General features: G+C 65.8%; 17 protein-coding genes and 1 tRNA gene. 6 read left to right on the top strand and 12 right to left on the bottom strand.

Features of this window, described 5'->3' with window-relative positions; genetic code table 11:
- Nucleotides 1-24 precede the first annotated feature (24 nt).
- From pknB to HYG77_RS15890, 7 genes are all read right to left on the bottom strand, one after another.
- Nucleotides 25-1,944 (bottom strand): Stk1 family PASTA domain-containing Ser/Thr kinase, encoded by a 1,920-nt coding sequence (gene pknB, locus HYG77_RS15920; protein WP_109325350.1) that lies wholly within the window; start codon nucleotides 1,942-1,944, stop codon nucleotides 25-27.
- Complete coding sequence (locus tag HYG77_RS15915; RefSeq protein WP_208963224.1) at nucleotides 1,941-3,317, bottom strand: serine/threonine-protein kinase; 1,377 nt, start codon at nucleotides 3,315-3,317, stop codon at nucleotides 1,941-1,943. Before HYG77_RS15915 ends, pknB begins: the two co-directional genes overlap by 4 nt.
- Nucleotides 3,318-3,319: 2 nt before the next feature.
- The gene (locus tag HYG77_RS15910; RefSeq protein WP_109325352.1) at nucleotides 3,320-4,807 is read right to left on the bottom strand and encodes a penicillin-binding protein 2; all 1,488 of its coding nucleotides are present in this window, start codon (nucleotides 4,805-4,807) and stop codon (nucleotides 3,320-3,322) included.
- Nucleotides 4,804-6,258 carry an FtsW/RodA/SpoVE family cell cycle protein gene (locus HYG77_RS15905; protein WP_109325353.1) on the bottom strand — a complete coding sequence of 485 codons (1,455 nt, stop codon included), beginning with the start codon at nucleotides 6,256-6,258 and terminating at the stop codon, nucleotides 4,804-4,806. The genes HYG77_RS15910 and HYG77_RS15905 overlap by 4 nt, the downstream gene beginning before the upstream one ends.
- Entirely contained in the window at nucleotides 6,258-7,676 is a 1,419-nt protein-coding gene (locus HYG77_RS15900) for a PP2C family serine/threonine-protein phosphatase (RefSeq protein WP_208963223.1), read from the bottom strand. Before HYG77_RS15900 ends, HYG77_RS15905 begins: the two co-directional genes overlap by 1 nt.
- Nucleotides 7,673-8,137 carry an FHA domain-containing protein gene (locus tag HYG77_RS15895; protein ID WP_109325356.1) on the bottom strand — a complete coding sequence of 155 codons (465 nt, stop codon included), beginning with the start codon at nucleotides 8,135-8,137 and terminating at the stop codon, nucleotides 7,673-7,675. Before HYG77_RS15895 ends, HYG77_RS15900 begins: the two co-directional genes overlap by 4 nt.
- Nucleotides 8,138-8,390: 253 nt before the next feature.
- On the bottom strand, nucleotides 8,391-9,680 hold the full coding sequence (locus HYG77_RS15890) for a DUF3662 and FHA domain-containing protein (protein ID WP_109325367.1): 1,290 nt from the start codon (nucleotides 9,678-9,680) through the stop codon (nucleotides 8,391-8,393).
- Between the two features lie 259 nt (nucleotides 9,681-9,939).
- Between HYG77_RS15890 and HYG77_RS15885 the strand changes: the two genes are divergently transcribed.
- The 3 genes from HYG77_RS15885 (at nucleotide 9,940) to HYG77_RS15875 (ending at nucleotide 11,414) form a co-directional block, all read left to right on the top strand.
- Nucleotides 9,940-10,025: transfer RNA gene (locus HYG77_RS15885), tRNA-Leu, on the top strand.
- Nucleotides 10,026-10,260: 235 nt separating this feature from the next.
- Nucleotides 10,261-10,701, top strand: a complete 441-nt coding sequence (locus tag HYG77_RS15880; RefSeq protein WP_244461339.1) for a DUF6292 family protein — start codon at nucleotides 10,261-10,263, stop codon at nucleotides 10,699-10,701.
- 32 nt (nucleotides 10,702-10,733) lie between these two features.
- Entirely contained in the window at nucleotides 10,734-11,414 is a 681-nt protein-coding gene (locus tag HYG77_RS15875) for a helix-turn-helix domain-containing protein (protein ID WP_208963222.1), read from the top strand.
- Here HYG77_RS15875 and HYG77_RS15870 read toward each other — a convergent pair.
- Nucleotides 11,401-11,802 (bottom strand): VOC family protein, encoded by a 402-nt coding sequence (locus tag HYG77_RS15870; protein ID WP_109325369.1) that lies wholly within the window; start codon nucleotides 11,800-11,802, stop codon nucleotides 11,401-11,403. The genes HYG77_RS15875 and HYG77_RS15870 overlap by 14 nt on opposite strands.
- A 116-nt stretch (nucleotides 11,803-11,918) precedes the next feature.
- On the opposite strand from HYG77_RS15870, the gene HYG77_RS15865 reads away from it, so the two are divergent.
- The 3 genes from HYG77_RS15865 to HYG77_RS15855 are packed head-to-tail and all read left to right on the top strand — an operon-like array spanning nucleotide 11,919 to nucleotide 13,350.
- On the top strand, nucleotides 11,919-12,314 hold the full coding sequence (locus HYG77_RS15865) for an SRPBCC family protein (protein ID WP_109325370.1): 396 nt from the start codon (nucleotides 11,919-11,921) through the stop codon (nucleotides 12,312-12,314).
- A 56-nt stretch (nucleotides 12,315-12,370) separates the two neighbouring features.
- Nucleotides 12,371-12,745, top strand: coding sequence for a metalloregulator ArsR/SmtB family transcription factor (locus tag HYG77_RS15860; RefSeq protein WP_208963221.1), 375 nt, complete (start codon nucleotides 12,371-12,373; stop codon nucleotides 12,743-12,745).
- Nucleotides 12,742-13,350 carry an SRPBCC family protein gene (locus HYG77_RS15855; RefSeq protein WP_109325371.1) on the top strand — a complete coding sequence of 203 codons (609 nt, stop codon included), beginning with the start codon at nucleotides 12,742-12,744 and terminating at the stop codon, nucleotides 13,348-13,350. Before HYG77_RS15860 ends, HYG77_RS15855 begins: the two co-directional genes overlap by 4 nt.
- Before the next feature lie 805 nt (nucleotides 13,351-14,155).
- On the opposite strand, the gene HYG77_RS15850 is transcribed toward HYG77_RS15855, so the two are convergent.
- The 4 genes from HYG77_RS15850 to HYG77_RS15830 all read right to left on the bottom strand — a co-directional run bounded on the left by HYG77_RS15850 (nucleotide 14,156) and on the right by HYG77_RS15830 (nucleotide 20,640).
- The gene (locus HYG77_RS15850; RefSeq protein WP_208963220.1) at nucleotides 14,156-14,479 is read right to left on the bottom strand and encodes a hypothetical protein; all 324 of its coding nucleotides are present in this window, start codon (nucleotides 14,477-14,479) and stop codon (nucleotides 14,156-14,158) included.
- A gap of 44 nt (nucleotides 14,480-14,523) precedes the next feature.
- On the bottom strand, nucleotides 14,524-18,957 hold the full coding sequence (locus HYG77_RS15845) for a DUF6531 domain-containing protein (protein WP_244461338.1): 4,434 nt from the start codon (nucleotides 18,955-18,957) through the stop codon (nucleotides 14,524-14,526).
- A gap of 184 nt (nucleotides 18,958-19,141) precedes the next feature.
- Nucleotides 19,142-19,936, bottom strand: a complete 795-nt coding sequence (locus HYG77_RS15835; RefSeq protein WP_208963219.1) for a hypothetical protein — start codon at nucleotides 19,934-19,936, stop codon at nucleotides 19,142-19,144.
- The gene (locus tag HYG77_RS15830) at nucleotides 19,933-20,640 is read right to left on the bottom strand and encodes a hypothetical protein (protein ID WP_109325412.1); all 708 of its coding nucleotides are present in this window, start codon (nucleotides 20,638-20,640) and stop codon (nucleotides 19,933-19,935) included. The genes HYG77_RS15835 and HYG77_RS15830 overlap by 4 nt, the downstream gene beginning before the upstream one ends.
- Nucleotides 20,641-20,676: the final 36 nt, after the last annotated feature.

The raw sequence follows: 20,676 nt of genomic DNA, 5'->3' as shown, positions 1-20,676 counted from the left end.
ACCACTCACAGGCGGCGGGGCCGCCTATCGCGGGATGCCGAGCGTGCCCACACCGACGGACACGACCGCGTCCTTGGCGATCTCGGATCCCGGCGGCTGCTGCTGAGTGAGAACCTTCCCGACCATGTCGGGGTCGAGCGTCGACGTCTGCGTCTGGGCCAGTGAGCTCGACGAGCCGCTCCAGCCCGCACTGCGGAGAGTGGCCAGCGCCTGCGACACCGTCTTGCCCGTGAGGTCGGGCATCGCGATGTTGTCGCCGTTCGACACGCGAATCGTGATGGTGTCGCCCTTGGCCGCGGTCGAGCCGCCGACGGGATCCGTGGACACCACTTCGCCCTTGGGTTGACCGGAGTCGATCTGCTGGATGACCGCGGTGAATCCGGCGCCCTCGATGTTGGCCTGCGCCACCTCGACCTTCTGTCCGGTCACGTCGGGAATCCGAATCTGCTCCGGCCCGCTGCCGAGGGTGATGGCCACCACGGAGTCGAGTGCGATGCTCGCCCCCGAGGACGGGTTCTGGTCGATCACCGTGTCGATCTCCGACGGCGACGACGGTGCACGGGCTACCGCGGTATCGAGGCGGAGCCCGACCGCGTTGAGTTCCTGCTGCGCTTCCTGCTGGCTCAGGCCGGCGAGCCGCGGCACCTTCACCTGTTCGGGACCGCTCGACACCTCGAGTGTGATCGTGCTGCCCTCGTCCACCTGGACGCCGCCGACGGGACGGGTGGTGATGACGTTGCCGGTCGCCACGACAGCGTCCGGTTTCTGCTGCCTCGCTACCCGGAAGCCGAGGTTCTGCAGAGTCGTCTCCGCCTCGTCCGCGTTCTGATTCGTCACATCCGGCATGGTCACCTGGTCGGCCTCCGAACCCGGTCCGACGGACCACAGGAAGGCGCCGACGATGCCGACGACGATCAGGCCTGCCAACGCGAGCAGTGCCATGCGCAGCGCATTGTTCTTCTTCTCCGGTTCGGCCGGCTCACTCCTCGTTGCGGGACCCGGTACCGGTGCGGGCGGGCGGCGGTAGTGCCCGGCGCCGGTGTCGACGGCACCGAGGATGGTGGTGCGATCTTCGTCGCTCATCACCATCGGTGCGCTGGGACGCTGCCCGCCGAGGACCCGAACCAGGTCGCTGCGCATGTCGGCGGCCGTCTGGTAGCGGTTCGCCGGATTCTTGCTCATCGCCTTGAGGATCACCGAGTCGAGCTCGCGCGGAATGTCCGGGTTGATCTCGGACGGTGTCTGCGGATCCTCCCGCACATGCTGGTACGCCACCGCGACCGGTGAGTCGCCCTTGAACGGCGGCTGTCCGGTCAGGATCTCGAACAGCACGCAGCCGAGTGAGTACACGTCGGAACGGGCATCCACCTGCTCACCGCGGGCCTGCTCCGGCGACAGGTACTGGGCCGTGCCGATCACCGCGGCGGTTTGCGTCATCGGGCTGGAGGCGTCGGAGATCGCGCGGGCGATGCCGAAGTCCATCACCTTCACCGCGCCCGCACGGTTGATCATCACATTGGCGGGCTTGACGTCGCGGTGCACGATGCCGTTGCGATGACTGAAGTCCAGGGCGGCGCACACGTCGGAAATGATTTCCATCGCGCGGCGCGGGGCCATCGGACCCTCACTGCGGACGATGTCGCGCAATGTGTCGCCGTCCACGTACTCCATCACGATGTACGGCAGCGGCCCCGCTTCGGTCTCGGCCTCACCGGTGTCGTAGACGGCCACGATCGCAGGATGGTTGAGCGCGGCCGCGTTCTGCGCCTCACGGCGGAACCGGAGGTAGAACGTGGGGTCGCGGGCAAGGTCGGCGCGCAGCACCTTGATCGCCACGTCGCGGCTGAGGCGAACGTCACGAGCGAGATGGACCTCGGACATGCCACCGAAGCCGAGAATCTCACCCAGCTCGTAGCGTGAGGAGAGGTTACGCGGTGTCGTCATGGCAATCCTTGTGAAGTCGAAGTAGCTGACTCCTCCGACGTGGTCGTCGTGGTCGTCGTCGGTTCGGTGGTGGTGGTCGTGGTGGTCGTCGTCGGTTCGGTGGTGGTCGTGGTCGTTGTGGTGGGCGGTTCCGTCGTCGTGGTCGTCGTCGGCGGTTCCGTGGTGGTCGTGGTGGGCGGTTCGGTGGTGGTCGTCGTCGTGGGACGGGGTGTCGTCGTGATCGTCCGCAGCGACGAGGTGACCGCCGGAACCGTCGGATCCTTCGTGTCACCGCCGTCGAACAAGATCATTGCCAGGGCGATGATCGCCGCCAGCAACAGAATGCCGCCGGCGCCCCAGGCCACCGCCTTCTGACCGTTGGTCAGGCCGCCGCGTTTCCGGTCGTCGTCGTCCGGGTCGGGAACCTGCCCGGTGACCGGGCCCAGCGGGCCCAGGTACGCCGCCTGCGAAGGGGGCATCATCTGGGTGGCCCCCGTCAGAGGAGGAGGCGGCAGCACGCGTGCCGTTCCACCAGCCACCGAACCGGGCGGCGGCGGACGCCGGCCCGCCCGCACAGCAGCGACCGCGTCCGCGAACTCGCCGCCACTGGAATAGCGGACCGTCGGGTCCTTCGCAATGGTGATCTCGATCAATTCGCGAATGTTCGGCGGCAGGTCTGCCGGCAGCGGTGCCGGAGCCTCCTGCACGTGCTTCATCGCCACGGTGATGGCGCCGTCCCCGATGAACGGACGCCGCCCCGACAGGGCCTCGTAGCCGACGATGCCGAGCGAATACACGTCACTCGCCGCAGTCGCGTCCTGCCCGAGCGCCTGCTCCGGAGCGATGTACTGGGCGGTGCCCATCACCATGCCGGTGCGGGTCACCGGCGAGTTCTCGACGGCCTTGGCGATACCGAAGTCGGTGATCTTCACCTGACCGGTGGGGGTGATCAGGATGTTGCCCGGCTTCACGTCACGGTGCACGACCCCTGCGTCGTGCGCCACCTGCAGTGAACGGCCGGTCTGCTCGAGCATGTCCAGCGCATGGGGGACCGCGAGCCGGCCGACCCGCGCCAGGACGGCATTGAGCGGTTCACCGTTGACGAGTTCCATCACCAGGTAAGCGGTCGAATCACCGGAGCTGTCCCGTACCTCGCCGTAGTCGTAGATACCGGCGATTCCGGAATGGTTCAGCTGCGCCGTGGTTCGCGCCTCGAAGCGGAAACGTTCGAGGAATTCGGGGTCCGACGAAAACTCGGACTTGAGGACCTTGACGGCTACGCGCCGGTTGAGCCGGTTGTCCGTCGCCTCCCAGACCTGTCCCATTCCGCCCGTCGCGATGAGGCGGATCAGGCGATATCTATTGGCGATCAGCGCGCCGTTGTTCAGTGCCACAATCAGCCCCCTTGTAATCCGGCTGCGATGACGGCACGGCCGATAGGTGCAGCCACCGAGCCGCCGGTTGCGGCCAGTGCTCGATCTCCGCCGTCCTCGACGATCACCGCGATGGCGACCGTCGGGTTCTGTGCGGGTGCAAAAGCGATGTACCAGGCGTGAGGCGGTGTGTTGCGCGGGTCGGTTCCGTGCTCCGCAGTTCCCGTCTTCGACGCGATCTGCACTCCGGGGATCTTGCCTGTACCGCTGGTGTTGTTCTCGGAGCCGATCATCAGGTCTGTCAGGGTGGCGGCCACCTGCGGCGACATCGCCTGACCCTCGGACACCGGGTTGGTCGTCGCGAGGTTGGACAGGTCGGGTCCCTGCAGTTCCGATACCAGTTGCGGCTGCATGCGCACCCCGCCGTTGGCCACGGTAGCGGCGATCATCGCGTTCTGCAGAGGTGTCAGCGCCACATCGCGCTGGCCGATGCTGCTCTGACCGAGTGCGGCGTCGTCGGGAATCGACCCCACCGTGCTGTCCGCGACCGGGAACGGGACACCCGGCATCTGACCGCCGACGCCGAGCGCCGCCGCCTGATCGGTGAGGGCGTCGGCCCCCGTCTTGATGCCGAGTTCGACGAACGCCGTGTTGCACGACCTGGCGAGTGCCTCACGCAACGACGCCGTCGGGGCGCCGCCGCAGGTGGAACCGTTGTAGTTCTCGAGTGTCGTCGCAGTATCGGGGAGGGTGATCTGCGGCGCTGCCGTCAACTGGTCTTCCGGGGTGGCTCCGGCGCCGAGCGCGGCCGCGGTGACGACCACCTTGAACGTGGAGCCCGGCGGGTAGGTCTGCGAGACGGCGCGATTCAGCAGAGGCTTGCCGGGGTCGGCGTTGAGAGCCTCCCACGCCTGCGTGGTCTCGGTGCCGTCGTGGCTCGCGAGGACGTTCGGGTCGTAACTCGGGGTGCTCACCATGGTCAGGATCCGGCCAGTGCTCGGCTCGATGGCCACGACGGATCCCGTGTAGCCCTTCGACGTCAGCTGGTCGTAGGCGACCTGTTGCATCACCGGATTGATCGTGCTCACGACGTTGCCGCCGCGCGGATCACGCCCCGACACCAGGTCGAAGAACCGGCGGCCGAACAGCCGGTTGTCCGAACCGTTGAGTACCGGGTCCTCGGCACGCTCGAGTCCCGTGCTGCCGTACTGCATGGAGTAGAAGCCGGTGACGGGTGCGTTGGCCAGCGGGCTCGACGGCGCCGCCGGGTTCGGCGGGTAGGTCCGCAGGTACTTGTAGCGGTCCTCGGTGGGCACGGACGCCGCGAGCACCTGTCCCGCAGCGGAGATCTGACCGCGCTGGCGGGAGTACTCGTCGAGGAGGACGCGCGAGTTCCGCGGATCGGCTCGAAGGTCGTCCGCCTTGATGACCTGCACGTAGGTGGCGTTGGCGAGGAGGGCGACCACCATGACCATGACAGCGATCGCGACGCGGCGCAGTGGTGTGTTCATGTGCGCGGCACCATTTCGGTGGGAGCGTCGGCGATGGGGGCGGGACCCTTCTTCTTCGGGACGGCCGGCTCGCGGGCGGCGTCCGAGATCTTGATCAGAATGGCGAGCAAAAGGTAGTTGGCCAGCAGCGACGACCCACCGTACGACATGAACGGCGTGGTCAGCCCGGTGAGGGGAATCAACTTGGTGACGCCGCCGACGACGACGAACACCTGCACGGCGATGGTGAACGACAGTCCGGCGGCGAGGAGCTTGCCGAAGCTGTCCCGTACTGCGAGCGCCGTGCGGAGGCCGCGGATGACGAGGATCAGGAACAGCATCAGTACGGCGGCGAGGCCGATCAGGCCCAGTTCCTCGCCGATCGTGGCCACGATGAAGTCGGTCTTCGCGAACGGCACCTGCGCCGGCCGGCCGCTGCCGAGTCCGGTTCCGGCGACACCACCCGTAGCGAGCCCGAACAACGACTGCGAGATCTGGTATCCGGTGTTGTTGTAATCGGCCAGCGGGTCGAGCCACGTGCTGACGCGGACCCGTACGTGACCGAACATTTGATAGGCGAAGAAGAAACCGATCGCGAGGAGGCCACCGCCGATGAGCAGCCAGCCGACGCGTTCGGTGGCGATGTACAGCATCACCAGAACGGTGCTGAACAACAGCAGTGACGTGCCGAGATCCTTTTCGAACACCAGCACGCCCACCGACACCATCCAGGCGAGGAGGATCGGGCCGAGGTCACGGGCACGGGGCAGATCCATCCCGAAGATGTGCTTGCCGGCGGTGGTGAACAGGTCACGCTTCGCGACCAGGACGGACGCGAAGAAGATGATCAGCAGAATTTTGGCGAACTCGCCTGGCTGAATACTGAAGCCGGGAAGCCGGATCCAGATTTTTGCGCCGTTCACCTCGGAGAAGCTCGACGGAAGGATAGCCGGAATGGCGAGGAAGACCAGTCCCGCAAGACCCAGCGTGTAGCTGTAGCGGGCGAGCAGTCGATAGTCCTTCAGCAACACCAGGACAGCGACGAAACCCGCGATGGCCAGGGTCGTCCACAGCACCTGCTGGTTGGCGTCGGGCGAGGGGACGGGCAGCCCGAAGTACTGGGCCGACTGGGCGTCGGCCAGATCGAGGCGGTGAATCAACACCAGCCCGAGGCCGTTGAGCAGCGCGACGATGGGAAGGATCAGCGGATCGGCATACGGCGCGAACCGCCGGACCGCGAGGTGCGCGATCAGAAACAGCGCTGCGTACGCTGCGGCGTACTTGCCGAGATCCCAGGTGATGCTCTGTTCCTGGCTGGCCTCGACCAACACCAGTGACAGGGTCGTGATCAGAATCGCGAGACCGATGAGCATCAGCTCGGTGTTGCGACGCGTCGATTGGACGGGGGCTGGTGCGAACCCGCCCGGTGGACTGGGAAACTGCGCCCCCGGTGAAGCACTTGCGACGGACATCAGCTAGCCGTCCTGCAGTTCTGACCGGGGACCTGGGTCGTGGTCGGCGTCGGGGTCGTGGTCGGGGTCGGTGGTACAGCCGTCTCGGGAGTGGGCTCCGGAGTGGGTGACGGCACCGGGACAGGGCTAGTGGTGGTCGTGGCCGGCTGCGATTCGCAGACGGGCAGGAGATCGTTGTCGGCAAGCCGTGCCATCTGGTTGCGGACGTCGTCGAGCTTGCCCGACGGCAAACCGGCGCGGACCTGTTCGCGGGCCGACGGCTGCAGGTCGTCGACCTGGAGAATGGTGCACCCGTTCGGGGAGTCGGTGGGCGACATCAGCGTGAGCGAACCGGTGTCGGTGACACAGCCGACGAGGTTGGCCTCCTGGAGCGAGTAACCGAGCACCGAACCCGGGACGCCACGCAGTACGGTCACACGTTCGCCGTCGGCGCCGACGTAGTAGTTGTTGCGGATCAGAGCCCGCCCTACGAAGGCAGCGACGGCGACGACGACGATGAGACCGAGCGCCAGCGCTGCCCACCACATACGGTGGCGCGTCTTCTTCGTCGGTGCTTCCTCGACCTGCGGGACGACGCGTTTGGGGGTCGCGCGCGGCGGCCGCATCGCGGCGGCACGGCCTGCGGCGGTGTTCGGCGGCGGGGAGTCATCGTCGTCGTCGGCGGATGCCGCCCCGGCCACGATCGGGTGGCTCTGCCCGTAGTCGAGGTCGATGACGTCGGCGACCACAACCGTCACGTTGTCGGGACCACCGCTGCGCAACGCGAGTTCGATGAGCCGGTCGGCGCATTCGTCCTGGCTGCCCTCACGCATCGTGTTCTCGATGGTCTCGTCACTCACCACATCTGAAAGCCCGTCGGAACACAGCAGATAACGGTCGCCGGCGCGGGCCTCCCGGACCGTGAGGGTGGGCTCGATCTCGTTGCCGGTGAGCGCCCGCATGATGAGGGAACGTTGCGGGTGGGTGTGCGCCTGTTCCGCCGTGATCCGTCCCTCGTCGACGAGGGACTGCACGAACGTGTCGTCGCGCGTGATCTGCGTCAGGGTGTTGTCGCGCAGAAGGTAGGCGCGGGAGTCGCCGATGTGGACCAGCCCGAGTTTGCTCCCGGAGAAGAGGATCGCGGTGAGCGTGGTGCCCATGCCGTCGAGCTCCGGATCTTCCTCGACGTGGTCGGCGATGGAGTCGTTGCCCTCACGCGTGGCCGCCTCGAGCTTGCCCAGAAGGTCTTCGCCCGGCTCGTCGTCGTCGAGATGCGCAAGCGCGGCAATCATCAACTGGGACGCGACCTCACCTGCCGCATGACCACCCATACCGTCCGCCAGCGCCAGCAGTCGCGCACCGGCGTAGACAGAGTCTTCGTTGTTGGATCGGACGAGGCCACGGTCGCTGCGGGCGGCATAGCGGAGTACGAGGGTCACGGGCGCAACTCGATTACCGTCTTGCCGACGCGTACGGGAGTACCGAGCGGCACGCGGACAGATGTGGTGACCTTGGCGCGGTCGAGGTAGGTGCCGTTGGTGGAGCCGAGGTCTTCGACGTACCAGTCGGCGCCCCGCGGAGAGAGCCGGGCGTGCCGGGTGGACGCGTAGTCGTCGGTGAGTACGAGGGTGGAGTCGTCGGCCCGCCCGATCAGAACCGGCTGAGTACCCAAGGTGATGCGAGTGCCCGCCAGGCCACCCTGTGTGACCACGAGATACTTGGCCGTCTTCGTCTTACCCAGGGAAGGGAGGACGTTGCCGGTGCGCGAGTACCTGGGGGGAACCCGGACGCCGGAACCTGCGTAGATGTCACCACGGAGCGCTCTGAGTACAGACCACACGAAGAGCCACAGCAGAAGCAGAAAGCCTGCTCGCGTGAGTTGCAGAATCAAACCTTGCACGGCAGTCCACCTCCTTCTGTTGCCGAAACGGTCGAGTCTCCGGCGTCTTTTTCTCGCAGCATCATAGGGGCAATCCGCACCCTGCGATCAGGATACGGACAGCCCCCAACGATACGGAGTCGCCACCGTGTTACCTCCGACACGGCCTCCGACGGGGTGTCGGTCGAGCATCGAACGCGTCTCGAAAGGGTCTCGGCAGGCGGTCCGGATAAGTTGTGTCGGCTTCGCCTCAGGGTGTCCGGTTGGCTGCGCCTCAGAGGATTCGAACCAGGATCTCCGAGTGCCCCGCCCGGATGATGTCGCCGTCGGCGAGCTGCCAATCCTGGACCGGCGCACCGTTGACCGTGGTCCCGTTGGTGGATCCCAGGTCGGACAGCATTGCGACCTGACCGTCCCAGCGGATGTCGATATGGCGACGCGACACCCCGGTGTCGGGCAGACGGAACTGTGCCTCCTGGCCGCGACCGATGATGTTGTTGCCCTCGCGCAGCTGGAAGTGGCGTCCACTGCCGTCTTCGAGCTGCAGCGTGGCGGTGTACGTGTGCCCCTCGGGCGGGTAGGCCTGCTGGTTGTAGCCGCCCTGGTCGTAGTCCGAGTAGCCCTGGTCGTACGCCTGCTGGTCGTAGCCACCCTGCTGGTAGCCGCCACGGTCGTACGCCTGCGGCTGCTGGTAACCGGCTTCGGCGTAGGTGCCGTCCGGGTAGCGCGCAGGAGCGCCCTGGTCGTAGCCACCCCGGTAGTCCTGGGCGTATCCGGCCTCGCGGTAGTCGTAGCCCTCGTCGGCGGGCTGCTCGTAGCCGGGCGCCTGCGGTGCCTGCTCGTAGGCCTGGCCGTAGGCCTGCTGATCCTGCGGGTACCCACCACGCGGCGCCTCGGGGTAAGGCTGCTGCTGGTCGTAGCCGCCCTGCGGGTAGCCGCCCCGGTCGTAACCGTTCTGGTAACCAGGCGGGTATCCCTGGTCCTGGCTCGCATGGGCGTGACCGTTGCGCGCGTACTGCGGATCGGGCTTACGGTTGCCCGCTGGTTCGCGGCTGGGGTCGTAGCCTGAGTTCTGCGTCATGGGGCCAGCTCCTGGATTCGACGTGACGGGTACAAACGGTGCCTGTGGTCGCGGTGCGGGACCGCGCGGCGGTTCGGGTCGCCCCGGTGGGGTCGCGCCCGGGCGACCCGCATCCGGATCCACCGAACCCCGGGTGCGGAACTGCCCGGTGTGCAGTGAAGGCGATGGTTCGAACGCGACATGAATGGGACCATACGTCTGCCAGCCCTGGTCGCGAATGAAGTCTTCGAGGTGACGGGAGAAGGCTTTGACAGTCAGGTCTCTGTCAGCGGCAAGGCCTTCGTGGTCCGAGTTGTTGATGGCGATGACGTAGCTGTTCGGAGCAAGCAGGTGTCCGCCCTCGAGCTCCTGAATACGATCGGCGGCCTCCTGCTGAAGTGCCGCCTCCACTTCCTGCGGCACCACGCCGCCGCCGAAGACCCGTGCGAACGCGTCACCCACTGCTCCCTGGAGCTTCCGCTCGAAACGTTGCACTATCCCCATCGGAACCTCCTTACAGTGTCTCGCTCGTCGGCCTGCGACATGTTCGGCGCGGTGTCGGTCGTGCCGTGACCCCGTTCGTGTCGCGACACTTCCATGCGTAAACCCCACGGTACTGTCACTGCATCGAGCCGCGACACGGGTCTACGCACTAGCATGATATCGGTCTTTGTCCGGGCGAGGGTTTTTGTGGGCATTTCCGGACTTGACCTGCACGAATCGCGATTTCCGATGGCCTCGTGATAATGTTCTCCAGTCGCTCGGGCGAGTGGCGGAATGGCAGACGCGCTGGCTTCAGGTGCCAGTGTCCTTCGGGACGTGGGGGTTCAAGTCCCCCTTCGCCCACCACAGCGGTTTTCGGACCGCGACAACGAAAGCCACGAACTCGAAACGAGTTCGTGGCTTTCGTCGTTCCCGGCGGAAGTCGATCCCGTCCGCAGCCGGTTCCGCGCCGAATACCTGACGAGAGGGACCCGTTCGGCGGGTTCCGTCCCCGCTCAGCAGCGCAGCGGGTAACTGAAGGCTGAGGCGCACGACTTCGCCGGCCTCTGTGCCGCCGGATTCGTCGAAGGTGGGTCGAATCATGAACGAAGCGCTCCGGGGTGCCGGTGCTACGCATGTCGTCGAGTACATCCGGTCCGTTGCTGCGACGGTGGAAGCGGACACGGTGGAGTGGTGGCAGATACCCGCATTCGACGCGGTCCTGACACTGTCCTCGGAAATCCCCTGTTACCCGGGACGGAAGGTCGTTCTGGCCTGGAACCGCCACTTCGGGTGGTCGGTCGGAGTACGCGGACTCACGGACGGGAACGTGGTGATCATCGAGGGCCTCGGGATCGGCCGGGTGCCGGAGGCCACCCGATGTGCCGACCGCGTCGTCGAAGCGGTCGCCGATCTCGGTGAGTGGGTGCCCGGGGCGTCCAGGGGGCCCGCGGTCGGCGATCTGCGTCTGCGGGCGCTCCAAGAACTCCACCACGGGGTCCAGCCTGCACCGAGACTCGTGCGGGGATTCTTCGAGGAATAGTCCGGGTCGGACCCACTGCCTAGCATGAGCGCATGTACTCGGAGCGGAGCTCTACTTTCGCCGGCGCGGTGGTGTGGGAAAAGACCGCAGCGGACGGTGACGGCGCGATTCTCCCCGACGGATGCATGGATCTCATCTGGATGAACGGCGACGTCGTCGTGGCGGGGCCGGATTCTCGTCCCTACATTGCACGCACTCGCCCCGGCGATTACCTTGTGGGACTGCGATGTGCGCCCGGCACCCTGCCGGCGTTGCTCGGGACGCCGGCGGAGGCGTTGGCGAACGCGCGGGTGCCGCTCGCCGACGTGCTCTACGACGACGACACCGCCAGGCTTCTGTCCTCGATCGCCGAGCACGGTGACCCCGCCACTCAACTCGAGAAGTTCGCCGCCCGTCGCCGGCTGATTGCGAGGCCGGACCGCAGAATCGCGGTGACCGTGAGCCTGCTTGCACGTCAGTGCCCCGTCCGGGAGGTGGCGGATCGTGTCGGTATGAGCGAACGCCAACTGCACCGGCTGTGTCGGCGGGAGTTCGGATACGGGCCGAAGATGCTGGCGCGCATTCTCCGGCTGCAGCGGGCCAGGGAGTTGGTGGGGTCGATGTCTGCCGCGGAGGCGGCAAGCTTGGCGGGGTTCGCCGACCAAGCTCACTTGATCCGCGAGTCGAACGAGTTGACCGGCCGCTCCTTCGGCCGATTGGTCACGTCGTCGTGAGTGGCGCGAACAGGTCGACCGGATTGCCATCCGGGTCGTCGATCGTGGCGTAACGCTGGCCCCAGGGCGCGTCCCAAGGGGCATGTCTCTCGCGGTAGCCGGCGTCGGTCAGGTCAGTGAATACCTTGTCCACGACATCCGGACTACCGCAGTCGAACCCGAGTGCCACCCGATGTCCACCCTGAGGTGTCGTCCAGTCCGGCTCGAACGACCGGATGGTCTCGACGGTGTCCCACAGCAGTCGTATTCCGCCCGGGAGTTCGAACTCGACATGTGGCGCTTCCTCAGACCCGGCCGGGATGTCGAGGCCGATGCGACGGTAGAACGCCAATGATGCGGCGAGGTCGTGAACCACCAGTTCGATGGCGGTAAAAGCAGGAATCGTCATGCTGTAAAGCTAGCTTCGGACGACGTCGTGGAAATAGAAGATTTCAGACATCGACGCCGACGCGCCCCGTCCGATACCTTCAATCAGGTTCGCGGAACAACGGGGATGCTGGAGCCATGACTCGCGAATCCACCCATGTCAGTGTGTTCATCGCTCGCAGTGCCGCCGACGTCTACGCCTATGCGAGCGACCCAGCCAATCTGCCGGCCTGGGCGGCGGGTTTGAGCAGCAGCATTGCCCGCGAGGGCGATCACTGGGTCGCCGACTCGCCGATGGGGCAGGTGTTCGTCGCCTTCGCGCCACCCAACGACTTCGGAGTGCTCGACCACCACGTCACGCTCCCGGGCGGAGGCACCGTCTACAACCCGGTTCGCGTCATCCCCGACGGCGAACACAGCGAAGTCGTCTTCACCCTCCGACGAAGAGAAGGGATGGGCGTCGACGAGTTCACCGCCGACGCCTCGGCCGTCGCCGCGGACCTGCAGCGGTTGAAGGGGCTGCTGGAGCGGTGAGCCGGCGCGCTTCATCGGCTCTTGCCTATATTGGTTGATACCGATATAAAGGGATGGTGCACGCGTTCGATGTTCTCGGCGACCCCGTCCGGCGGCGGATTCTGGAGCTCTTGTCCGAGGGGGAGTGCTCGGCCGGCCAGGTGACCGAGGTTGCTGCAGCCGAGTTCGGTATCTCCCAGCCGACGGTGTCGGGACACCTGCGGGTTCTCCGGGAGAACGGGTTCGCCACGGTCCGGCGCGAAGGCACGAGACGCCTCTACGCGGTCGAGCCGGCGCCGCTGCAAGAAATCGATCAGTGGCTCGAAGGGTTCCGGCGGTTCTGGACCGGACCGCTCGACGCGTTGGCCACCGAACTCGCTCGCGGACGTCGCGAGCGCCGAACGAGCCGACCGTCACATCCCGACTCATCCAATGAAGGAGACCGACAGTGAATGAGATCGCCAGCCAAGACACCAGCCTGACGGCTGTGAAACGGGCAATGGGCAACCGAGAAATTGCTGAAGGCCCAGCGCGAACGGCGGTGCTCGAGCGTCGATACGAAGCGCCCATCAAGGATGTGTGGGACGCCATCACGACCCCAGACCGTGTGAACCGCTTCTTCCTCCCGGTCAGCGGCGACCTGCGCGCGGGTGGTTCCTATGCGTTCGAGGGGCAGGCCAGTGGGAAAATTCTCGTCTGTGACCCCCCGCATCTGCTGCGGCTCGAGTGGACACCGCCCGGCGATCGTGGCTACAGCGACCAGGTCGAGGTCCGGCTGACTCCCGACGGCCCCGACGCCACGTGGCTGGTGTTGGAGCACGCCTCTGTCGCCGACGTGTTCCGCAACGATCCAGACACCGGCTGCTACGGCGTCGGAACGGGATGGGAAGGACCACTGCACTACCTCGGCGAATACCTGCGAGGCGTCCTACCCGACCGCCCCAGCACCGAGTGGTACACCTTCGACGAAGCCGAAGAGCTGCGCCTCGCCAACCACCGCGGCAGGGAATGGGCAAAAATCGAGGCACAGCACGCCGGCGGCGCCGACAACGGGTGATACGTGGGCGCTGGGCTGCGGGCGACGGGGAGGCAACTCACCAGGTGCCTGTTTGCGCACCAATTAGTCCGTTGCACAGGAAATTCCGAATTTGGTGCGCAGTTGGCGAATACGTGCGCATCTGTGGAGTGGGTGTTCCGTTAGGTGGGTGTTCCGCGGTTTCCCCGGGATCGAGTATGAGTCGGGCATGCTGTTCGCCGCATCCTGCAACGCGGGCGCTGGGGCCGACGACTCTTCGTTGCGTGGCCGCGGCAGCCCACCAGGTGGCTGTTTGCGGACGAATCAGTTCTTTGCGCGGTTGATTCCGCTCGCAAGTGGCGATTCCCTGCGCAACTATGAGATCGCTGGGGGGTATTCCCGCGGTTTCCCCGGTTGAGCATGGCAGCTTACCGCCTCGGGACGCTGCATTCATCGCCTCGTCGATTCGATATTGCTCCTGGCAACGAAATTTACCGCTCACGATGAACGAAGCGTAGCAGTAGCGAGAGTGTCCAAGAGTGCCCTATGGGCTTGCCTCAGATGGCCTTGGTGGCGTGCCACTTGACCGGCGAAATACTGGATTGCAAAGGCCTTTCCGCGCCTATAGTTAGAAGATGCGAATTAGATGACCAGAGAACTTCCGGCCTGTCAAGAGGATAAGTGACTGCTGATCCAACGGCAGCGCTAGAAAAGGCTTAACGTCGACTTCGTCCTCCACCGCCGCTCGTTGACGCCGAAGATCGATCGAGACACTGAGCACTTTACTATGATTCGAACTCTGTGCCGTCTCACTCCGCGCACAGAAAATACATTCTCGGCCGTATGCTCAGGTGTTGATCCGCTTCAGGAGGCCTTCACTGTAGTATTCAACCTTTGCACCATCGCCCAATTCGGTGGCGATCTTCTGCGCGATTACCATCCCCTCCGAGTCAAGGCGATCAATCTCAGATTTTACTTGCCCAGAGGAGCGTTCTTTCATGCTTAATTGGATTATCGATTGATAGTGGAGATTCCAATCTTCCAATACATCTTGTAGTTCACTGGACAGGCTAAGGGACTGGGGACTAGTGCGTCCTTCCTGCTGATCAATTATGGACGGCTCGAGGTAGTCTGCAGAAAGCCTTATGTATTTCAACTTCCAGACCTCCATGTTCGGTGAAGTATCAGGTTCCGATCGACGTTGACCGCGATCTCTTAATATCCCGGCTTGCCGTTGAGAAAGCCGTCCGCGCGGTACAGCAATGATCCATCGCGCTGGACGGTCGGCTCATGTCTCAGAATTTGATCGTCGAATGAGTAAGGGAAATTGTGACCCGTGGGATCTTCTAGGCCACGCTCACGAATCCTCGGGTGGTAGTCGTAGCCATGGTCGAAAGCCCTGTCGCTTCCTTCTTCACACGCCGTCGGCACCAGGCCGAGTGGGTCGGTCCATCCGGTGGGGTTGTGGGGATAGGTGTTCGGGTTGGGTGAGGGTGCGAGTCCGAGTGGGTCCTGGGTGAGGTATCGGGCGGTGGCGGGGTTGTAGTAACGATGCAGGTTGTAGTGGAGTCCGGTTTCCGGGTCGTGGTACTGGCCGGGGAAGCGGAGGGGTGTGTCAGCGGCGCCGTGCCAGGTGGTGTTGCCCCACAGGTTGGTCGTGGCGTCGGCGACGCGGTCGGCGTTGTGGGGGTCGACGAGTTCGACCGGCGTTCCGACGAGGTCGGTGATGATTGCGTAGAACTCGTTGTCGACAGCCCGCTGATCCGAAAGCCGGTCGGTGTCCACGGTTCGGGTGACGGCCTGGGTGAGTGGTGTGTAGCTGCCGTGCTGGTAGTTCCATCGGGTGGTGGTGCCGCCGGAGTGCTGCTCGAGCAGGTGCGTGCCGTCCCACGTGTATCGGGTGAGGTCAGCGACGGTGCCGTCGCTGTCGAGTCGTTGTTTGGTGGTGCGTCGGCTGAGGGCGTCGTAGGTGTACTGCCAGTGCTGACCGTCGGGGGTGGTGACGTCGGTGAGCTGATCGAACGCGTTGTAGCGGTAGTGCCACACGTCCGGTGCACGTGAGAGACGGGTGGTGGTCTTCCGGATCAGGCGTCCCACGGCGTCGTAGTGAAATCGGGTGCGGCCGTCGCGGACCAGCAGGTTGCCGAGATACTCGCGACGTTCCGAACCGGAATCTGTGATGTTGCCGAGCGGGTCGTAGCGATACTGCTCGGCCGCATGACCGTCCTGCACGACAGCGGTGATCCGGCCTGCCGGGTCGAGGTCGAAACCGCGGCGGACCACCCTGGACGCGTCTCGCTGGGTGGTGTGGTCGACGAGGTATCCGTCCGGCCGGTACGCGTAACTGTCCTGTCTCAGCGCCCGAGGCTCGAGGCCCGGTGCGAGACCCAGGTTCAGGGTGGATGCGGGATGGGCGATCACGTCCTGGTTGGCGAGCTGGCCGCGCGCGGTGTGGTTGCGACGCACTGCGAGTTCACCGACGCGCCAGTCGGTCAATCGGCCGATGGCGTCGTGACCGAATGTCAGGTGGTGACCGTCGGTGGTGAGTCCCAGGAGATGCCCGGTGGGATCCCACTGCCAACTAGTATCGCTTCCGCTGGGGCTGTGCCTCGTCGTGCGCCGACCGACCGCGTCGTATTCGAACCGCAAAACCGGGTTGCCGTCGACCGTCTCACTGACCAACTCCCCGGTCGGGCTGTACGTGAACCTGAGGGAATGGACCGCCTGGTCGCCTGTGCCGACGACGGCGGTGGTGACGCGTCCCGCTTGGTCGTGCTCGTAGTGGAGATGTTCGCCGGTGTCTGCGCGGACGTCGGTGACGTTGCCGAGGATGTCGTACGTATGCCGGCGAGTGATCCCGGTGGCGGGGGTGACCGATGCGACGCGACCCGCCGCGTCGTACGTGTAACTAGTTGTGGCACCGATGAAATCGGTTTCCTTGGCGAGCCGGCCGATCGCGTCGTACCGGTACGACCACGTGGCGCCGAGGGAATTGGTGACGGAGGTCAATCTCCGCTCGGTGTCCCAGCCGTACGTGGTGGTGCTGCCGTCGGGGTCGGTGCGGGCGGCGAGGAGGTCGAACGCGCCGTACTCGTAGATGGTGGTGGCGCCGACCGCGTCCGTGTGGACCAGGAGGTTGCCCTCCCCGTCGTACGCCCAGGTTTCGACCGCGCCGTCGGGGTGCGTGCGCTCGACGAGCTGACCGTCCGCCGACCATCGGTAGGTGGTGGTCATCCCAGTGGGATCGGTGACGGTGGTGGGTCGGCCGAACCCGTCCCGGGTGATGCGGGTGACCGCGCCGTTCGGGTCCGTGACCGCCTCGGGCAATCCGGCCTGGTCACAATCGACGAAGGTGCGACCCCCGGCCGCGTCGGTGATCGATGTGAGGCTTCCCGACCCGTCGTATTCATACCGGGTGCGTGCACCGGCCGCATCGACGACGGTGACGAGGTTTCCCTGCTCATCCCATTCCTGCCGCGACATCGTGCCGTCGGCATGGTGGATCGTCACCGGTTGGCGGGGGCCCGCGTAGTCGATGGCGATGACGTTGCCGTCGGGTCGGGTGATTCGGGCAACGTCTCCGTCGGCGGTGTAGAGGTAGCTGGTCGTCGCACCGTCGGGGCCGACTACCCGCAGAGGTTCGCGACGGGCGTTGTAGTCGGTGTGGGTGCGTGAACCGGCGGCGTCGACGAGGTCTCGCAGCCGGAGGTCGGAGTCGAAGCCGTGGATTGTGGTCGCACCGGTGGAGTCGGTGAGGACGGTGACCGAGCCGGGGGAGTCCGGGTTGGTGCGGTAGTCGAATGTGGAGTCGAGGTCGCCGGCCGTGCCCTTCTGCTGGACGACGCGACCCGCCTCGTCGTAGGTGTTCACCATGCGGTTGCCGTTGCCGTCGGTCCACGACAGCATGCGACCTTCCGCGTCGTAGCGGTAACGGGTCGATCCGCCTCCGGGTTTGACCACCGCTGTCAAACGCCCTGCGGTGTACTCGAAGTCGCGCACCGGCGCCGCAGTGTCTCCGTCAACGACGGACAACCCCACGATCCGGCCGAACCGGGTGTTGATGAAAACCCGGTAGCCACCCGAGTGCGACACCTCGACAGGAGCACCGGAAGCGTCGTAGCGGAAGAGGATGCGATTGCGGTGGCGGTCGGTGATTGCACTGATCGCGAGGTTGCCCAGCGCGGAGTCGAGACCGTCCAGTTCCGGTTTGGGTGCGAAATGCCAGGTGAGTCCCCGGTCGGGATCATGCACTCGGTAGGCGCCGGTGTCGGTGCGGGACAGTGTCCATCGCTGGCCCGACTGCGGCATCACAGGAGTCCCCACCTCGGGATGCGGGTACGTGAGCATCACACCGTCTTCGGCCAGCAGCGTGACCCCGGCTTCTTCGACCACCACACGCATGTCCACGGTGGAGGACCAGCTCGGGCCGAACCATCGTCCGAACCGATATCCGGAGCGATGTCGACGGCCGATTACAAGCGGCAACACACCGGGAAGTGTCAAATCGACCTCGGGGAGCAGGAACTCACCCGTTGCGATGTCTACCGGGTCTCGGTCTTCACACGTGTTCTCGGTGGTGCGGTCGGAGTCGGTGCCGGCCTCCCGCGCTGCCTCGTTCGCACCGGCATCGGCGTCCGCATGCTCGGCAGGGCCGGGACTGGGCTCGGGCGCTGCCGGGTCGGTCCGCGGTGGAGTGTGCTCGACGGGCGCCGGTTCGGTGCTCGTCGGATTCGTATCTGCGTGCTGAGCCGGCGAGTCGGCGTGCGGGGTGTCGGGCGTCGGATTGTGGCTGACATCCGCGACGTCGTCGAGTAGCCGGGCGCCGCTGCCGAAGTCGCCGGCTTCGTCGACGAGACGCACTGCCGTGCGAGCGCCTGCGACGCCGGCACCCGCACCGCCGGTCGCGGCGGTCAGGAGGGCGTCGCCGGTGAGGCTTCCGGCGAACTCGAAGGGGTTCTTTCTGATGTCGCTGACCACGCCGGACACCATCGCGCCGGGGTCGGCCGCCGCGACGACGAGTCCGGTGGCGAGGTTGGACATGCTCGCTCGGTACTCGGCCGGGTGAGTCGTGTTGTAAGTCTCGTATGGGTTGACCTGCCGAACGAACTGGGCGATCCCGGTGAGACCGGTTCCTAGTCCGGAGTAGAAGTTCGCGATGGCGAGATGCGTACCGTCCATCGCGTCGGTGGCGTTGTTCATCCACCGTTGCGTGAAGGGCGGTTCGGCGGGCGCGGACGCGGTTGCCGCGTCGAGCGCACCGGAGACTTGTCCGGCGACTCCGTCGCGTTCGGCTCGCGCGCCTCGGAGGATGTCGCGGGCTTCTTCGCGCAACGCGGTCCACGTGTCGACCAGCGGGCTCGCGTCCTGTTCGGCTCCGCTGAGTGCGTTGAACGCAGTCTTCTTCGTCCGTTCCTCGGCCTCGTCGAGCGCCGGCGGAAAAGCGATCGGGTTGTCTCCGGCGACGTCGATCACCACTCCGGTCGGTCGGGTCAAGGCCGGGATGAGGACGTCCATCAGACGCCATCCGAAGATCGTGTGAAAACGACAGGCACTCGGGTGCTGTTCGCGGGCGAGCGAGTACCGGGCATATTCCCGCTCACTGGTGAACGCGCAGATCCAGTGAAGCCCTCCGAACGGGCTGGTGAGCACCCGGTCGTCCTCGGTGATCGGTATGAGTAGTGTCGCCGAGCGAAGGGTTCGGACAACACCGCCGGTTGCCCGAACCCTTGACGGAACGCATCCATCTCGGCAAGCAGCGCACTGCAGTTGCCGACTGATTTACCCATGATCCCCCCGGATACCGAATTCCGCCCCGTGCGGGGACAGTACTGGATTACTCCGACACCGGCGCGGGCACCGGTTCGCGGGGCCCGTCGGCGACCGCCGAGGCGATGTCGAGGAGCCGTTCGTAGGCCGCGCGGGTGTCGGCGGCGAGGCGATCGTGGCTGATGACGACCCCCATGCCGAGGTGCTCGTCGTACGGGATGGTCGCCACACCCCACACCTGCCCGCCGAGGTAGTCGCGCAGCAGATCGACGTCCACCTGCCATCCGGTGTTGTCCTGATTCGACACGGTGACGACTGTCCGGGACAGACCGGGTTCACCGAGTGTGTCGCCGATCGACTGCAGTGCGGCGCGTAGTCGGTTGAACGCGTCGGCACGGCAGGGCACGACGAGGATGATCGGGGTCGGTGCGGCCAGCAACGGTGACAGGTAGGAAACGCGCAATCGGTGGCCCAGGTCGTACACGGAGCTCGCCCCGCGCGCACGGAGAGCTTCTGCGACCAAGGACATTTCGCTGTCGGTGGCCGTCTGAGTGCCGAGCCGATTCAAGATCCGGGCGTCCACCGTCGTCCGCGAGCAATACCCGTCGAAGACGTCGTCGGGGACGGCTCCGGACGCTGCCACTGTCACCACGTGTTCGAGCCCGTTCACGGAGAGCACGGCGTCGGCGCCGCGCTCGGCGATGTCACCACCCGCCGGAGTTGCATCGACTGCGACCACTGCAGTCCCGTGTACTGCCGCGGTGTTGGCGAGTCCGAGGGCCGTCGTGGTGGCGCCCGCGCCTCCGCACGCGCCCAGGACGAGCGTGGAAGATGTTGTGTTCCAGCCGGTTCGGTAGGTCACTGAGCGTCTCCAATGGATGTGATGTAGGTGCGGCCGTCACGGTCGGTGGTGGTTACGACCTGCCGATACTGGTGGGTCGACCCGTCCGGTCGCTGCTCCGTGAGTGTGACGGCATAGCGGCCGGATTCGGTGGGGCTGATCGTGAGGCAATGTTCGGTGCCCTCCGGCAACGAGTCGATACCCCGCTGAATCGTCTCGGCCGACCCCATCGGCGCATCGGCGGTGACCACGTCGCGGGCCTTCGCTCCGCTCCGCTCCACGTAGTAGGCGTGGTCGAAAGCCAGAATCACCTCGGTACCGTCCGCTGTACCGCCGGGACCGTTGCCGGTGACCGCGCCGTCGTTCCGGGATTCGACGCACCAGTCCGGATCCACGGCCGCGACGGGACTCCCGTCCTCGTTCGAGGACCCGAAACTCGAAACGACGACGACACCGACGACTACTGCTCCGAGGGCCGCAGCGGCGCCGGCGAGAGCGAGCCTCGGTTTTCCGCGCCTGCCGCGGACGACGGGCGTGGTGTCATGGTGGTCGCTCGGCGCCAGCCAGGTGGGGACAGGCGGCGGTAGCTCGAGCTGTGAATCCCGAACTTCCTCGGTCGATTCCGCAACACGTGTAGACGCGGGGGTAGGTGTGAAGGGCGGGAACCAATGTGCGAAGCGATCGCGGGTAGCGCTGTCGTCGTTCCTGGGGGGCGGTTCTGTCACAGGTGAATCCTCCACACCTCATTCCGCCGGGCGGAG

The sequence above is a fragment of the Rhodococcus sp. ZPP genome (genome assembly GCF_017656075.1).
In the GTDB taxonomy this organism is placed as follows: domain Bacteria; phylum Actinomycetota; class Actinomycetes; order Mycobacteriales; family Mycobacteriaceae; genus Rhodococcus_F; species Rhodococcus_F oxybenzonivorans.
Note: the sequence above shows the minus strand (reverse complement) of the source record. Positions and strands in the feature narration are given on the sequence as shown.

Bases quoted from the DNA above. Each gene is read 5' to 3' on its own strand.
- pknB (WP_109325350.1), bottom strand. From the start codon at position 1,944: ATGACGACACCGCGTAACCTCTCCTCACGCTACGAGCTGGGTGAGATT.
- HYG77_RS15910 (WP_109325352.1), bottom strand. From the start codon at position 4,807: ATGAACACACCACTGCGCCGCGTCGCGATCGCTGTCATGGTCATGGTG.
- HYG77_RS15905 (WP_109325353.1), bottom strand. From the start codon at position 6,258: ATGTCCGTCGCAAGTGCTTCACCGGGGGCGCAGTTTCCCAGTCCACCG.
- HYG77_RS15890 (WP_109325367.1), bottom strand. From the start codon at position 9,680: ATGGGGATAGTGCAACGTTTCGAGCGGAAGCTCCAGGGAGCAGTGGGT.
- HYG77_RS15880 (WP_244461339.1), top strand. From the start codon at position 10,261: ATGAACGAAGCGCTCCGGGGTGCCGGTGCTACGCATGTCGTCGAGTAC.
- HYG77_RS15875 (WP_208963222.1), top strand. From the start codon at position 10,734: ATGTACTCGGAGCGGAGCTCTACTTTCGCCGGCGCGGTGGTGTGGGAA.
- HYG77_RS15870 (WP_109325369.1), bottom strand. From the start codon at position 11,802: ATGACGATTCCTGCTTTTACCGCCATCGAACTGGTGGTTCACGACCTC.
- HYG77_RS15865 (WP_109325370.1), top strand. From the start codon at position 11,919: ATGACTCGCGAATCCACCCATGTCAGTGTGTTCATCGCTCGCAGTGCC.
- HYG77_RS15850 (WP_208963220.1), bottom strand. From the start codon at position 14,479: ATGGAGGTCTGGAAGTTGAAATACATAAGGCTTTCTGCAGACTACCTC.